The organism is Xanthomonas sp. CFBP 8443 (genome assembly GCF_025666195.1).
Classification (GTDB): Bacteria; Pseudomonadota; Gammaproteobacteria; order Xanthomonadales; family Xanthomonadaceae; genus Xanthomonas_A.
Window position 1 is genome coordinate 1,226,239 of the sequence record NZ_CP102592.1, and the last position, 13,731, is coordinate 1,239,969.

Sequence of the window (13,731 nt, forward strand, 5' to 3'; positions counted from 1 at the left end):
GCGGACGCCGCGCTGGCGCTCGGGTCGGCGGAATGCGATGCGACGGCGAACGCGGCAGGGCTGCGTCTTCCCCGCTAAAATCGCGATTTTCCGCAGGAGCCGCCATGCGCACGCTATATCCCGAGATCGAACCGTTCGACAGCGGCACGCTGCCGGTGGACGCGCGGCATACGCTGCACTACGAACAGTGCGGCAACCCGCAGGGCAAGCCGGTGGTGCTGCTGCACGGCGGGCCGGGCGGCGGCTACAACGCCAAGATGCGGCGCTTCCACGATCCGGCCAAGTACCGCATCGTGCTGTTCGACCAGCGCGGTTCCGGCCGCTCCACGCCGCATGCGGACCTGGTCGACAACACCACCTGGGACCTGGTGGCCGACATCGAGAAGCTGCGCGAGACGCTGGGCATCGAGCGCTGGCAGGTGTTCGGCGGCAGCTGGGGCTCGACCCTGGCGCTGGCCTACGCGCAGACCCATCCGCAGCGCGTCACCGAGCTGGTGCTGCGCGGCATCTTCATGCTGCGCCGCTGGGAGCTGGAATGGTTCTACCAGGAAGGCGCCAGCCGGCTGTTCCCGGATGCCTGGGAACACTACATCGCCGCGATCCCGCCGGTGGAGCGCGCCGACCTGATCTCCGCGTTCCATCGCCGCCTCACCAGCGACGACGAGGCCACGCGCCTGGCCGCCGCCCGCGCCTGGAGCGTGTGGGAAGGCGCCACCAGCTTCCTGCACGTGGATGCGGATTTCGTCAGCGGCCACGAGAACGCGCAGTTCGCGCTGGCGTTCGCGCGCATCGAGAACCACTACTTCGTCAACGGCGGCTTCTTCGAAGTGGAAGACCAGTTGCTGCGCGACGCCGGCAGGATCGCCGACATCCCCGGGGTGATCGTGCAGGGGCGCTACGACGTGGTCTGCCCGGTGCAGAGCGCCTGGGAGCTGCACAAGGCCTGGCCGAAGGCGACCTTGGAGATCACCCCGAGCGCCGGCCATTCGGCGTTCGAGGCGGAGAACATCGACGCCCTGGTGCGCGCCACCGACGGCTTCGCCTGACGCCGCGCCGCGTGCCGTCGCAACACCGGCACGCGGCTTTCAGCGGGAGCGAAGGGGGCTAGAGATAGAGCCCTTCGGTACGCAGCGCCGCGGCGCCGGTGCCGGCGGCGCTGGCCGGGGCGGCGGGGCGCGGGTCCAGCCGCGCCTGATCGGTCTCGTCGGTCCACACCACGAACGATTCCAGCGTGTTGTAGCCGAAGGTGTTGCTGATCGCCACGTCGGCGGCGTCGCGGCCGCGCGCGATCAGCACCCGACCGATGCGCGGCAGGTTGTGGCGCGCGTCGAAGGTGTACCACTGCCCGTCCAGGAACGCCTCGAACCAGCCGGAGAAATCCATCGGCGCGGTCGACGCGGGCACGCCGATGTCGCCCAGGTAACCGGTGCAATAGCGCGCCGGGATGTTCATGCAGCGGCACAGCGCGATCGCCGAATGGGCGAAGTCGCGGCATACGCCGCGGCCTTCCTGCAACGCCTGCGCGGCGCTCTTGGTCGGCCGCGCGTGCTCGTAGCCGAATTCGATCTGCGCATGCACGTAGTCGCAGATCGCCTGCACCCGCGCCCAGCCGGTCGGCGCGCTGCCGAACAGGTCCCAGGCCATGCCGCTGAGCAGGTCGGTCTCGCAGTAGCGGCTGCCGAGCAGGTACATCAGGGTGTCGTCGGGCAACTGCTCCACCGGCGTCTGCGGCGCGTCGTAGCGGTACTGGTCGGGCAGGCCGCTGTCGCGCACCACCGCATCGGCGCGCAGGGTCAGCACGCCGGCCGGGGCCAGCATGCGCGTGCAGCTGTTGCCGAACTGGTCGCGATAGCCGCGCAGCGGGATCGCCGGTTCGGTCTGCAGCGCGGTGGCCACGACGATGTCGGTGCGGCGGCTGTCGTGGATGTCGAGCATGGCCAGCACCGGGGTCGGCTGCAGGAAGCGGTAGCGGATCTCGTAGCCGAGGCGGATGAGCATGGGGGCGTCCGGTGCGTGCAGCTGGGGGGCGTCCAGGCGGACGGCGAGTGCACCGAGAGTGCGCAGCGCGCGCTCAGCCCGGTGTGAAGGCAGCTTGCAACCGATTCAGCATGCTGAGCAAGCGCTGCGCCCATTGCCGCTGCCCGGCGGGGTCGGCGATCAGGTCCTGGCGGATCTCCAGTTCCACGTGGGCCAGGCCGCGCGCCTCGGCGTGCACCGGGATCGCGTAGTCGGTGGCGTCGCTGACCGAATACGGCTGGTTGTCGCCGACCACCAGTCCCGGCTCGGCGCGCAGCTGCGCCAGCAGCGCCTGCGCGAAACGGGCATCGCGCTGGTACAGCACGCCGGCGTGCCAGGGCCGGGCCACGCCGGCCATCGACGGGGTGAAGCTGTGCATGGCGATCAGGATGGTGGGCAGCCCGGCGTCGCGGCGCCGGTCCAGCTCGGCGGCGATGCGCGCGTGGTAGGGCGCGAAGATCGCGCTGGCGCGCGCCGCGCGCGCGGCGGCGTCCAGGCCTTGGTTGCCCGGCACCACGGTGCCGTCGCTGGCCTCGGCGATCGAGCCTGGCGCCGCCAGCGGCCGGTTGCAGTCGATCACCAGCCGCGAATAGGTCTGGGTGATCGCGAACGCGTCCAGCGCCTGCGCCAGTTCGCGGGTGACGCCATCGATGCCGATGTCCCAGCCGATGTGCCGGTCCAGTTCGGGTTGCGGCAGGCCCAGGCCGGCCAGCGCCTGCGGCACCTGCTGCCCGGCGTGGTCGGCGATCAGCAGGTAGGGCGAACGGCCTTGCGCCTGGTAGACGCGGTAGGGCGGCGGATCGCCGGCGCCGAGCAGCGCCGATGCACTGCCCGCGTGCGGGGCCGGGTCAGCCACGCGGGGTGCCGTCCAGCTGGTGCTCGATCATCCACAGCCCGGCCCACAGCTTGGCGTCCAGCTCGTAGCCTTCGCCCATCTTCTGCACCAGCCAGGCCGCGGCGCGGGCGCGCGGCACGGCGTGCACGGTGATGTCCTCGCTGGCGTCGCCGCCGCCGTCGCCGATCTTGCGCAGGCCGCTGGCGCGGACGAAGGCGACCTTCTCGCTACTGGCGCCGGAGGAGGTCGGGCCGATCATCAGCACTTCGGCGTGGTCGGCGGTCCAACCGGTCTCTTCCTCCAGCTCGCGCACCGCCGACACCTCGATCGATTCGCCGGCGTCGATGTCGCCGACCAGCCCGGCCGGCATCTCGATGGTGCGCGCCTGCAGCGGCACGCGGAACTGCTCGACGAACAGCACCTCGTCGTCCGGCGTCACCGCGACGATGATCGCGGCCAGGCCGCCGGCATGCACGCGTTCGGAATATTCCCAGGTGCCGCGCACGACCATGCGCTGGTACTTGCCTTCGTAGACGATGCGGGGCGGGGAATCGTGGCGGGGCATGGGCGTTCGCTCGAATGAGGAGGAAGGAGGATCGGCGCGCGGATCGCGATCGCCGGATGGCTGAAGTGTAGGGCCATCGACATCGCGACGATGCCAAGACGCCGCGCGACGTGCTGGCGTGGCGTGCGATACCGTGACATAGATCCAGGCGCGGCGAAGCGGGCACTACGGTCCCATCGGCGATGCCTCTGCAGTGTCCTGCTCGCGCAGCACCGCGATGAAAGCGCGCAGTGCGGCGGGATGTGGCGGTGGCCTGGGAGTGGAGGCATAACCCGGAATCGGGGGAGGACATCGCCGCTGGTGGCGGCGCGGCGGCAGGCCTCCGAGGAGCGTTACATGGTGCTCATGCGCACACAGTTCGATTCGATGGATCGAGCGGGGCAGCGACTCCGACCGACCTAGGATCGTCCCGGGCGGTGCCCGCAGGCCATCTACTCGCCGACCGTCGCCAGCCCCGCCGCCTGCAGCAATCTGCGCCGGGTCAGCGGGCCGAAGCGCAGCGCTTCGCACAGGCCGTGCAGCATGTCGGCGTCGGCCTGACCGCGGGCGAAGCCGGGTGCGGCCGAGTGCAGCGGCGCGTCCAGCGCGATGGTGGCCAGTTGCCGCCACAGCAGCGCGTGCTCGCGCTGCTCGCGCAGGCGCACGGCCATCTGCGCCGCGCCACGCAGGCGCAGGAACGCGACCTCGTCGATCCGCAGCAGCAGCGTGTCCAGGTCGCCGAAATGCGCCAGCAGGATCGCCGCCGACTTGGCGCCGATGCCGGTGACCCCGGGAATGTTGTCGATCGCATCGCCGGTCAGCGCCAGGTAGTCGGCGATCTGGTGGGCATGCACGCCGTGCCGCGCCTTGACCCCGGCCGCGCCCCAGCGCTGGCCGCGGGCGTAGTCCCATTGCTCGTCGAATTCGAGCAGCAGCAGTTGCGACAGGTCCTTGTCGGCGGACACGATCACGCCGTGGAAGCCGGCGCCGCGCACGCTGTGCAGCGCGCTGCCGATCAGGTCGTCGGCCTCGTAGTCGTGGTGCGCCAGCACGCCCAGGCCCAGCGCCGCGCACAGCGCCTTGCAGTGCGCGAACTGGCGGCGCAGCGCATCCGGCGCCGGCGCGCGGTTGGCCTTGTAGGCGGGATAGAGGCGATTGCGGAAACAGCTGTCCAGCGCTTCGTCGAAGGCGATCGCGATGTGCTGCGGGCGCTCGCGTTCGAGCAGGTCGAGCAGGAACCGGGCGAAGCCGTGCACCGCGTTGGTCGGCCAGCCCTGCGCGTCCTGGAACTCGTCCGGGATCGAATGCCAGGCGCGGAACACGTACAGGCTGGCGTCGACCAGGTACAGCGGCCGCGAGCTCGGCAGCGCTGCGTTCACGGCGTCCAGTCGCTGAGCAGGTGCTGCGGATCCGGGCGCTCGCGCTCGGGCACCTGCAGGCGCGGGGTGCCGATATGGATGAAGCCGGCGATGCGCTCGTTCTCGGCCAGGCCCAGCCGCGCGGCGACCGCGGCGTCGTAGGCCATCCACGCGGTCAGCCACTGCGCGCCGAAGCCGTAGGCCTGCGCCGCCTGCAGCAGCGCGAAGCAGACCGAGCCGGCGGTCAGCCACTGCTCGATCTCCGGTACCTTCTCCTCGCGCTGCAGGCGCACGATCACCGCGACCGCCAGCGGCGCATGCGCGAAGCGCGCGCGGTCCTTCTCCACCGCGGCCGGCGGAGCGTCGGGGTCGCGCTGCAGCGTGCGCTCGGCCAGGAAGTCGCCCAGCGCCAGCCGCGCCGGGCCGGCGATGCGCAGGAACCGGAACGGCACCAGTTTGCCGTGGTCGGGCACGCGCACCGCCGAGCGCAGCATCGCCAGCAGGGTCGCCGCGTCGGGTCCGGGCTCGCCCAATTGCTTGGACGGCACCGAGCGGCGCTCATCCAGCGCTTGCAGCGAGTGAAGTGTGCGCATAGTCTCGATTCCGTGGGGCGGGCGCCGAATTATAGTCGGGCGCCCAACAGCGGCAGCGGATGCCGCGGTTACACGGAGAGTCAAGCTTCATCCTCGATCTGCCGCTAACTTCCGAATTGACGTCGGTCTCACTTGCGCTTGCGTATCACACTGCCATGACAATCGCCGAATATGCCGAGGAGTTGCTCCCAAGCCGCAACTCGGACCTGCTCGACCAGGTCCGGGACGTGGTGTCGGTGCCGCTCGCCGGTGCGTTCGGCGAGGTGCTGGACGTGCTCGCCGATGCGCTGTTCCGCATGGCCGAGCGCGCCGGGCCGACCCAGAACGACTATTTCGAGGCGATCCAGCTGCTGCGGCAGCAGCGCGAGCCGATCGCGGCGCGCTTCCGCGGCCATCTGGCACAGGCCTGGCAGGCGCTGGAGGCCGGTCGCCCGCTGTCGGTGGAGCGCACCCTGGCGCGCGAGCGCGGCGACCTGAGCTTGGTGTCCGAGCAGGAACTGGACGTGCGCCTGGCGGTGCGCAACTTGGCCGGCGCGATCCAGCACCGCTGGCGCCCGGAACTGATGCGGCTCAACCGCTTCCTCGGCTTCATCGCCGGCGGCCAGCGCATCGATGCCGACAACAACCCGTTCGGCCCCGAACACATCGGCGCGGCGGTCTACGCGGCGCTGCACGGCCTGGTGCTGGCGCCGCAGGTGCAGCTGGCGATCGTCAAGATCTGCGAGCAGGAACTGCAGGAGCGGGTCGGCGAGCTGTACGGGCGGCTGGAGCAGCGCCTGGACCAAGTCGCGCGGGCGCGCTCGCTGCCGACGGGGCGCACGCGCCGCCGCGCGATCCCGCGCAACGGCGCCGGCGCTGGCGGCGATGACGATGCGGCGCCGGACTGGATCAGCCGCTTCTTCGAGACCTGGAACGCCGCCGCGCCGCTGTCGGCCACGCAGCGCCGCGTCGCGCGCGCGCTGGACGCGCATGCGCGCGACGACCACGAGGTGCTGCCGCCGGCGTTGCGCGCCTTGCTGCACGAGGCGCAGCCGGCTGCGGCCGACACCGCCGACGACGCGCGCCGCAGCCTGTCGCCGCGCGAACTGCTGTCGATCCTGTCGCTGCTGCAGACCACGCCGCTGGCCGGCTTCGCCGCCATCGGCGAACACGGCGGACCGCTGGCGCAGGGGCTGCGCCAGCAGGTGGTGGCGGTCGGCGCGTCGCTGGGTCTGGATCCGGCCGGCACCCGGCTGGAGCCGGCCGATGCGGACACGCTGGAGCTGGTCGGGCTGCTGTTCGAAGTCATGCTCGACGAATGCGTGCTGCAGCCGGCGCAACGCGAACTGCTCGGGCAGATGCTGGTGCCGATGGCCAAGGTGGCGCTGATCGACGGCCGCCTGTTCGTGCGCGACGGGCATCCGGCACGGCGCCTGCTCAACCTGCTCGCCGATGCCTGCGACGGCAACGCCGGCGACACCGCCGCCGAGCAGGCGCTGCTGGCGCAGGCGCAGGCGGTGGTGGAGCGGGTGGTGCGCGATTTCGACGAGCACCTGGCGGTGTTCCTGAGCCTGGAAGCGGAATTCGGCGGCGCCTACGAGCAATACCGGCGCCGGGTGGAGATCGCCGAGCGCCGCGCGGCCGAAATGCAGCGCGCCGAGGAGCGCCGCGACCGGGCGCGGCGCCTGGCCGCGCAGGCCGTGGACGAACGCCTGCAGCGCGACGCGCACGGCACCGCGCTGCCGGCACCGATCGAAACCTTCCTGCGCCAGCCCTGGTGCCAGTACCTGCAGCAATCGGCGCTGCGCGACGACGGCCACGGCGCGGCGGTGACCGCGGCGCTGGCGCTCGGCGACGCGGTGCTGGCGCAATGCCGCCAGGCGCAGGCCGGGGGCGGCATGCCAGCCGCCGGCTGGCTGCAGCCGCAGCGCGCCGAGCTGTTGCGGCTGTGGACCAGCGTCGGCCTGGACGCAGCCGCCGCCGAGGCCGCGTGGCTGGCGCTGCACGCGGCGCTGGACGACCTGGCGCATGCGCGCCCGCTGCAGACGCCGGCGCCGGCCGCCGTGATCGCGCCCGAAGCGCCCGCGGCGGAGACGGTGCCGGCGCTGCCGGAACCGGCGCAGGCCACCGATTTCGACCATGTCACCGCCGATTATTTCCGCACGCTGGCGATGGGCACCTGGCTGGACTTCGTCGATCGCGAGGGCCGCGTGCAACCGGGCAAGCTGTCCTGGGTGAGCCCGATCTCGGCGCGGCTGATGTTCGTGAACCGCCGCGGCGGCCGCCTGTGCGTGGCCTCGCCGGAGGCGCTGGCGATGATGGTGCGGCTGGACCGGTTGCGCCTGCATCGCGACGACGATGCGTTCTATAGCGCGATGCAGGGCGCGGTGGACCGGCTGGAGCGGGTCGCGGCCGCCGCCTGACCCGCGGCGCCGCCTCGATTTGGCACGCCGCTGCAGGCGGGGTTACGTATAGACGGCCTACGATGAGGGCGAGTCACGGTCCGGAGCATGAAATGCGCTATGCATCACGGTTGTCGTTCAGGTACCTTGCCTACCATGCAGAGGCGGAAACAGGGGCCGCGTCCGTTCGACTTCCTTTTACTTCTTCCCTAGCGCCGCTCGCGGCGCGGAGCCTTCGCGCATGAGTTTCAGCCCCAGCTCGCCGCATGCACATCCCGCGCGCGCTCCGCATCTGCTGGTGCAGGCGCGCGACGGCATGCTGCCGGTGCTGGGGCAGGCGTTCGCCGCCGCGCTGGCGCATTTCGACGACGTGCTGTTCGATCGCGCCGAGAGCGCCGGCGCCTCGCAGCTGCTGTTCCTGGACGGCATGCGCGAGCTGCGCCGCCGCCGCGAGGAGATCGCCGCGCGCTTCCGCGCGCAGCTGGACCAGGCCTGGCAGGCGCTGGAAGCCGGCACGCCGCTGTCGGCGGAAGTGGCGCTGGCCGGCTACGGCCAGGGCCTGAGCCTGGTATCCGAAAGCGAACTGGAATCGCGGCTGGCGGTGCGCAATCTGGCCAGCGTGCTGCTGCGCGAATGGAAGCCGGTGCTCAGCCGCATCGACCGCCGCCTGGGCTGGATCGCCGGCGGCCTGGAACTGGACGCCGACACCAATCCGGTCGGCCCCGAACACGTCGGCGTCGCGGTGCATGCCGCGTTCTCCACCAGCGACCTGGCCCCGGAAGTGCGGCTGGTGCTGATCAAGCTGTGCGAGCGCGACCTCACCGCCGGCATCGGCAAGCTCTACCAGCAACTGGACGACAGCCTGGCGCAGGCCGGGGTCATGCCGGAGATCTCGCGGCCACGGCCGCCACCGCCGCCGCGGCGCGCACCGGCACCGGAAGAGCGCCAGGCGCGCAACGACAGTGCCGGCACCGGCGAGGACGGCGGCGCCGGCGGCGAGGCGGGCGAGTACGACGAACACTACGCGCCGGCCTGGGCCAGCCGCTTCGTCAATCGCTGGGCCGAGAGCCGCGGCCGCCTGCAGGCCGGCGAAGGCTACGCCGAGGCCGGCGCCAACCTGCCCGGCGGCAGCCAGGGCGTGTTGCTGGAGGCCTTGCACGAATTGCTGCAGCAGACCCGCAGCGTGCGCGAGAGCGCCACCTCGGCGGCGACCGCCGCGGTCGGCCAGCAGCGGCCGCTGAGCCAGCGCGAGATGATTTCGGTGCTGTCGCTGCTGCAGGCCACGCCCAGCGCCACGCTGCGCGCGGCGATCGGCGACGACGGCGAATCGCTGGCGCAGCGGCTGAAGAGCGAAGTGCTGTCCAACGCCACCCAGTTCGGCGTGGATCCGGCGCATGCGCGGCTGGATCCGGTCGACGAGGATGCGATCGACCTGGTCGGCATGCTGTTCGACGTGATGCTCGACGAACGCGATCTGGAAGGCCGCTCGCGCGAGCTGATCGGGCGCCTGGTGGTGCCGTTCGTCAAGGTCGCGCTGCTCGACCGGCGCATGTTCGTGCAGAAGACCCATCCGGCGCGGCGCCTGCTCAATTCGCTGGCCGAGGCCTGCGAAGGCAATACCGGCGAGAGTCCGGCCGAACGCGTACTGATGGGCAAGGTCGAGGAAATCGTCGAGCGGCTGGTCGCCGAGTTCAACGAGAACCTGGCGATCTTCCTGACCCTGGAAGAGGAATTCCGCGATTTCCTGAGCCAGCACCGGCGCCGCATCGAGATCGCCGAGCGCCGCGCCGCGGAGACCCAGCGCGGGCAGGAGAAGCTGGAACTGGCGCGGCAGCGCGCCGAGGCCGAACTGCAGGTGCGGCTGCAGGGCCTGCAATTGCCGCAGGCGCTGGAGGACTTCCTGCGCCAGCCTTGGCAGCACCACCTGACCATGGCCATGCTGCGCGAAGGCGAGGAAGGCGCGGGCGTGCGCGATGCGCTGGCGCTGGCCGACGGCGTGCTCGAGGAAGCGGCCGAGGCGCGCCGGCACATCGTCGGCAAGCCCTGGCTGCAGGCCTGGCAAGGGCCGCTGCAGAAGGTGTTCGCCAGCGTCGGCCTGCATGCCGAGGCTGCCGCCGCGGCGATCAACGTGCTGCACGACACGCTGCAGGGCGTGGCCGAAGTGCGTCCGGAACTGGAGCGCCCGCTGCCGGAACTGCCGCAGGTGGCCTTGCCGCAACCGCCGGTGCAGGAGGCGCAGTCGGTGGAGGTCGCCGCCGCGGAGAAGATCGAGGACTACGACAACGCCGACGCCGACCGCTTCCGCTCGATGCCGATCGGCACCTGGCTGGACTTCATCGACCGCGACGGCAAGGTGCAGACCGGCAAGCTGTCGTGGGTGAGCCCGATCTCGGCGCGGCTGCTGTTCGTCAATCGCCGCGGCGTGCGCTTCTGCGTGGCCTCGCCGGAGGAGCTGGCGGTGATGGTGCGGCTGGGCCGGCTGCGCAGCCACGTCAACGACGGCGCCTTCGACAGCGCGATGCAGGGCGTCATCGATCGCCTCGATCCGCAGAACGCGACCTTGCACTGAGAGGCCTGTTGCCTCCACCAACGGTGACGGTGGGGCGGCGATTTCATGTGGGAGCGACTCTGGGTGGCCTCTGGCCATCAGTCGCGACGGGCTTTCCCGGCGATGCGTCGCGACTGATGGCCGAGGCCACCCAGAGTCGCTCCCACAAGGTGGATCCTTCCCCCCTTACCCGCCTGCGCACCCGGCGCGCGACCGCCCAGGACGCGCAGCCGGCCGGCCCGGCGCTGCCATCGCCGCGCGGACCCTGTAGCATCGGCGCCGACTAAGGCGGGCAACCCACGGGGAATCGCATGGCAGTGCAGGTGCTGGTGGTGAAGGAATCGGCGCACGGCGAACGCCGCGTGGCGGCGACGCCGGAGACGGTGAAGAAGCTCGGCGCGCTCGGCGCGCAGGTGCACGTCGAGCCCGGCGCCGGCGCGTCGGCCGGTTTCGTCGATGCGGCCTATCTGGCGGCCGGCGCGCAGCTCGCCGATGCCGCGACCCCGGCGCAGGCCGACCTGGTGCTGTGCGTGCAGCCGTTGCCGGTCGCGGCGCTGAACCAGCTCAAGCCCGCCGCAGGCGTGGTCGGCATCCTGCAGCCGCAGGCCGATCCGGCGCGCGCAGAGGCGATGCAGGCGCGCGAACTGGTCGCCTTCCCGCTGGAGCGGCTGCCGCGCACGACGCGTGCCCAGGCGATGGACGTGCTCAGTTCGCAGGCCGGCATGGCCGGCTACAAGGCCACCCTGATCGCCGCGCAGCTGGCGCCGCGCTTCTTCCCGATGCTGACCACCGCCGCCGGCACCATCCGCCCGTCCAAGGTGTTGATCGTCGGCGCCGGCGTCGCCGGCCTGCAGGCCATCGCCACCGCCAAGCGCCTGGGCGCGCAGGTCGAGGGTTTCGACGTGCGCCCGGAGACGCGCGAGCAGATCGAGTCGCTGGGCGGCAAGTTCCTCGACCTGGGCGTCAGCGCCGCGGGCGAGGGCGGCTACGCGCGGCAACTGACCGAGGAGGAGCGCGCCGAGCAGCAGCGGCGCCTGGCCGATCACCTGAAGGGCATCGACGTGGTGGTGTGCACCGCCGCGGTGCCCGGGCGGCCGGCACCGAAGATCCTCAGCGCGGCGATGGTCGAGGGCATGAAGCCGGGCAGCGTGGTGGTGGACCTGGCCGCCGAGACCGGCGGCAACTGCGAACTGACCCGCCCCGGCGAAACCATCGAGCACGGCGGCGTGGTCGTCGCCGGCCCGCTCGACCTGGCTAGCATGGGCGCCGTGCACGCCAGCGAGATGTACGCGCGCAACGTCTACAACTTCGTCGCGCTGTTCCTGAAGGACGGCGCGATCGCCTACGACTGGGACGACGAGCTGCTGGCCAAGACGCGCTGGACCGGCTGATCTGGATGCAGCGGCGCATGTCGGGCGTGGCAGGCGCTGCGGTAGTGTCTTCGTCCAACAACGCAGCAGACGGCAAATACCTGTGGGAGCGACTTCAGTCGCGACAGGCTCTACCGGTAACGCCCGTCGCGACTGAAGTCGCTCCCACACCAGTCGCTCCCACACCGCACCAGTCGCCGGCCGCGGATCTCCCGCGAAGTGTCGCGACTGAAGTCGCTCCTGCAACTGGCCCCAGCAGCATGCTCCTGGGCGAAACCGTTGGATCGCCAGGTTTGCGCATTTCCGACCCGGACGATGGTGCGATGTCGCGGTTTTAATCGCGACGGATTCGATCGGCGACAGCCCTTGTTCGCTCGGTTGCCCCCGTCGCGGCTGATGCCCGGGATCACCCGTCGGTCGCAGCGACAGTCTGCAAACGGCTCCGAAAAACGCTGCGGTCGTCTCGATGCGCTCGCAGGACGCTCACCTGGAACCCGGCGCAGGTCTGGCGTCGGGGCCGGCGTTGGCCTTGATCCAGGCGTCGCGCTGCTGCGGGGTCATCGCTTCCCAGCGATCGCGCAGCGCCTTGCGCTGTTCCGGTGGCAACGCGCGCATGCGTTCGAACAGCACGCGCGCCTCTTCGCGCTGCTGCGGGCTCATGTCCTCGTAGCGGCGGGCGCCCTTGCGCGCGCGCTCGCGCTGCTCGGGCGTCATCGCCTGCCAGCGTTGCGCGTGTTCGAACATCCGGCGCCGCTGCTGCGGCGCATCGTTCCAGCGCTGGCGCATCGGCGCGATCAGCAGCTCGCGCTGCTGCGCGCTCAGGTGTTCCCAGTCCGGCAGCGGCGGCCGCGTGTCGGCTTCTTCATCCGGAGGCGGCGGTGGCGGTGGCGGCGCGGCGAAGGCCGCCAGCGGGGCGCCGGCCAGCAGGGCCAGCGCCAGGGACATGCGGATCAGGCGGTTCATCGTGTTCATTCCATCGCCAGCGAGGTATCGGAGCCCAGCCACAGGTACAGGTCGGGATTTTCTTCGAGCAGGCCGGCCACGGCGTCGTCGCCATCGCCTTGCGCGGTGGCGCCGGCGGGCAGTGCGGCCGCCGCGGGAGCGCTGGCGACGCTCGCCACCGGCAGCGACGGGGGCAGTGTCGGACGCAGCAGCAGGTGCATGCCGAACGCGGCGCCCAGCAGCGCCGGTGCCGCCGCCAGCAGCCAGCCCCAGCGCCGCGGCGTGGCGGCGTGGCGGCGGACGGCGTCGTGGCGCGCGCCGCGCAGCTGCGCCAGGGTCTGCGCCGGCAGGGCCTGCAGCGAGGCCTGGTGCGCGCGTCGCATCTGCGCATCGAACGCGGCGGAAGGGGGGGTGTCGGGTTTCACCGGATGTCCTCCAGGTGTTTCTGCAACGCCTCGCGGGCGCGCGACAGGTGGGTTTTGACCGAGCCTTCGGAGCAGCCCATCGCGCGCGCGGTGGTGGCCACGTCCAGCTCCTCGAGCACGCGCAGGGTGAAGGCTTCGCGCTGTCGCGCCGGCAACGCGCGCAGTGCCGTCACCAGCCGCGCATGGGTCTGCCGCTGCTCGTGGCGTTGTGCCGGGCTCGGCCCTTCGTCGGCCCAGTCCGGCTGGCTGTCCTCGCTGCGCTCGCTGGTGGGCGCCCAGAAGCGCATGCGGAAGCCGCGGCGGCGCTGCAGGTCGATGATGCGCCGGCGCAGGATGCTCCAGAACAGCGGCGTCCATTCCTGCGCCGGCCGCTCCCGATAGGCGAGCAGCTTGATCATCGCGTCCTGCACCGCATCCAGCGCGTCCTCGCGCTGGCGCAGCCCGGCCTCGGCGAAGCGGAACGCGCGTGGGCCGATCTCGGCCAGGAACGCGTCCAGCGACACCGGCAGCGGACGCGTCGCGTCGTCGGTCTCCGGATCGGTCGATGAGGGGTCGAGGGCGGGAGTGCTCACCAGCACAGCTTAGCTTCCTGGCGCGGGGATACCGTGGATAACGCTTGGCCGCCGTCGCGGTTGACCGGCGCCGGGCCGCGCGCCTTGAACTGGAGGCGCACAGCTGTCGCCCATGGATTCAGCACGCGGTTATGATTGCGACGGTCG

Annotated in this window: 12 protein-coding genes; 4 read left to right on the plus strand and 8 right to left on the minus strand. The window is 71.6% G+C overall.

The window, feature by feature from the left end:
- The first annotated feature begins 104 nt into the window (after positions 1-104).
- Positions 105-1,046 (plus strand): prolyl aminopeptidase, encoded by a 942-nt coding sequence (pip, locus tag NUG20_RS05135; protein ID WP_263397371.1) that lies wholly within the window; start codon positions 105-107, stop codon positions 1,044-1,046.
- 58 nt (positions 1,047-1,104) lie between these two features.
- On the opposite strand, the gene NUG20_RS05140 is transcribed toward pip, so the two are convergent.
- From NUG20_RS05140 to NUG20_RS05160, 5 genes are all read right to left on the minus strand, one after another.
- Positions 1,105-1,998, minus strand: coding sequence for a transglutaminase-like domain-containing protein (locus NUG20_RS05140; protein ID WP_263397372.1), 894 nt, complete (start codon positions 1,996-1,998; stop codon positions 1,105-1,107).
- Between the two features lie 73 nt (positions 1,999-2,071).
- On the minus strand, positions 2,072-2,872 hold the full coding sequence (locus NUG20_RS05145; protein WP_263397373.1) for an N-formylglutamate amidohydrolase: 801 nt from the start codon (positions 2,870-2,872) through the stop codon (positions 2,072-2,074).
- A complete protein-coding gene (locus NUG20_RS05150) occupies positions 2,865-3,416 on the minus strand; it encodes an NUDIX hydrolase (protein WP_263397374.1) in 552 nt (183 codons plus the stop codon). The genes NUG20_RS05145 and NUG20_RS05150 overlap by 8 nt, the downstream gene beginning before the upstream one ends.
- A gap of 431 nt (positions 3,417-3,847) precedes the next feature.
- Positions 3,848-4,774: a 5'-3' exonuclease gene (locus NUG20_RS05155; RefSeq protein ID WP_263397375.1), complete on the minus strand. Its 927-nt coding sequence runs from the start codon at positions 4,772-4,774 to the stop codon at positions 3,848-3,850.
- Positions 4,771-5,346: a nitroreductase family protein gene (locus NUG20_RS05160; protein ID WP_263397376.1), complete on the minus strand. Its 576-nt coding sequence runs from the start codon at positions 5,344-5,346 to the stop codon at positions 4,771-4,773. Before NUG20_RS05160 ends, NUG20_RS05155 begins: the two co-directional genes overlap by 4 nt.
- A gap of 155 nt (positions 5,347-5,501) precedes the next feature.
- Between NUG20_RS05160 and NUG20_RS05165 the strand changes: the two genes are divergently transcribed.
- The 3 genes from NUG20_RS05165 to NUG20_RS05175 all read left to right on the plus strand — a co-directional run bounded on the left by NUG20_RS05165 (position 5,502) and on the right by NUG20_RS05175 (position 11,666).
- Complete coding sequence (locus NUG20_RS05165; protein ID WP_263397377.1) at positions 5,502-7,748, plus strand: DUF1631 family protein; 2,247 nt, start codon at positions 5,502-5,504, stop codon at positions 7,746-7,748.
- Positions 7,749-7,968: 220 nt separating this feature from the next.
- On the plus strand, positions 7,969-10,296 hold the full coding sequence (locus tag NUG20_RS05170; RefSeq protein ID WP_263397378.1) for a PacR family protein: 2,328 nt from the start codon (positions 7,969-7,971) through the stop codon (positions 10,294-10,296).
- 290 nt (positions 10,297-10,586) lie between these two features.
- Positions 10,587-11,666 (plus strand): NAD(P) transhydrogenase subunit alpha, encoded by a 1,080-nt coding sequence (locus tag NUG20_RS05175; RefSeq protein WP_263397379.1) that lies wholly within the window; start codon positions 10,587-10,589, stop codon positions 11,664-11,666.
- Positions 11,667-12,128: 462 nt separating this feature from the next.
- On the opposite strand, the gene NUG20_RS05180 is transcribed toward NUG20_RS05175, so the two are convergent.
- From NUG20_RS05180 to NUG20_RS05190, 3 genes are read right to left on the minus strand one after another with little or no spacing between them, the layout of a single operon-like run.
- Positions 12,129-12,608, minus strand: coding sequence for a DUF3106 domain-containing protein (locus tag NUG20_RS05180; protein WP_263397380.1), 480 nt, complete (start codon positions 12,606-12,608; stop codon positions 12,129-12,131).
- A gap of 5 nt (positions 12,609-12,613) precedes the next feature.
- Positions 12,614-12,970 carry a hypothetical protein gene (locus NUG20_RS05185; RefSeq protein ID WP_263398396.1) on the minus strand — a complete coding sequence of 119 codons (357 nt, stop codon included), beginning with the start codon at positions 12,968-12,970 and terminating at the stop codon, positions 12,614-12,616.
- A 38-nt stretch (positions 12,971-13,008) separates the two neighbouring features.
- On the minus strand, positions 13,009-13,521 hold the full coding sequence (locus tag NUG20_RS05190; protein ID WP_317852743.1) for an RNA polymerase sigma factor: 513 nt from the start codon (positions 13,519-13,521) through the stop codon (positions 13,009-13,011).
- Positions 13,522-13,731: the final 210 nt, after the last annotated feature.

Excerpts from the sequence above, each read along its gene's own strand:
- NUG20_RS05180 (WP_263397380.1), bottom strand. The coding sequence starts at position 12,608 with ATGAACCGCCTGATCCGCATGTCCCTGGCGCTGGCCCTGCTGGCCGGC.
- NUG20_RS05160 (WP_263397376.1), bottom strand. The coding sequence starts at position 5,346 with ATGCGCACACTTCACTCGCTGCAAGCGCTGGATGAGCGCCGCTCGGTG.
- NUG20_RS05165 (WP_263397377.1), top strand. The coding sequence starts at position 5,502 with ATGACAATCGCCGAATATGCCGAGGAGTTGCTCCCAAGCCGCAACTCG.
- NUG20_RS05175 (WP_263397379.1), top strand. The coding sequence starts at position 10,587 with ATGGCAGTGCAGGTGCTGGTGGTGAAGGAATCGGCGCACGGCGAACGC.
- NUG20_RS05140 (WP_263397372.1), bottom strand. The coding sequence starts at position 1,998 with ATGCTCATCCGCCTCGGCTACGAGATCCGCTACCGCTTCCTGCAGCCG.
- pip (WP_263397371.1), top strand. The coding sequence starts at position 105 with ATGCGCACGCTATATCCCGAGATCGAACCGTTCGACAGCGGCACGCTG.
- NUG20_RS05150 (WP_263397374.1), bottom strand. The coding sequence starts at position 3,416 with ATGCCCCGCCACGATTCCCCGCCCCGCATCGTCTACGAAGGCAAGTAC.
- NUG20_RS05185 (WP_263398396.1), bottom strand. The coding sequence starts at position 12,970 with ATGCGACGCGCGCACCAGGCCTCGCTGCAGGCCCTGCCGGCGCAGACC.
- NUG20_RS05170 (WP_263397378.1), top strand. The coding sequence starts at position 7,969 with ATGAGTTTCAGCCCCAGCTCGCCGCATGCACATCCCGCGCGCGCTCCG.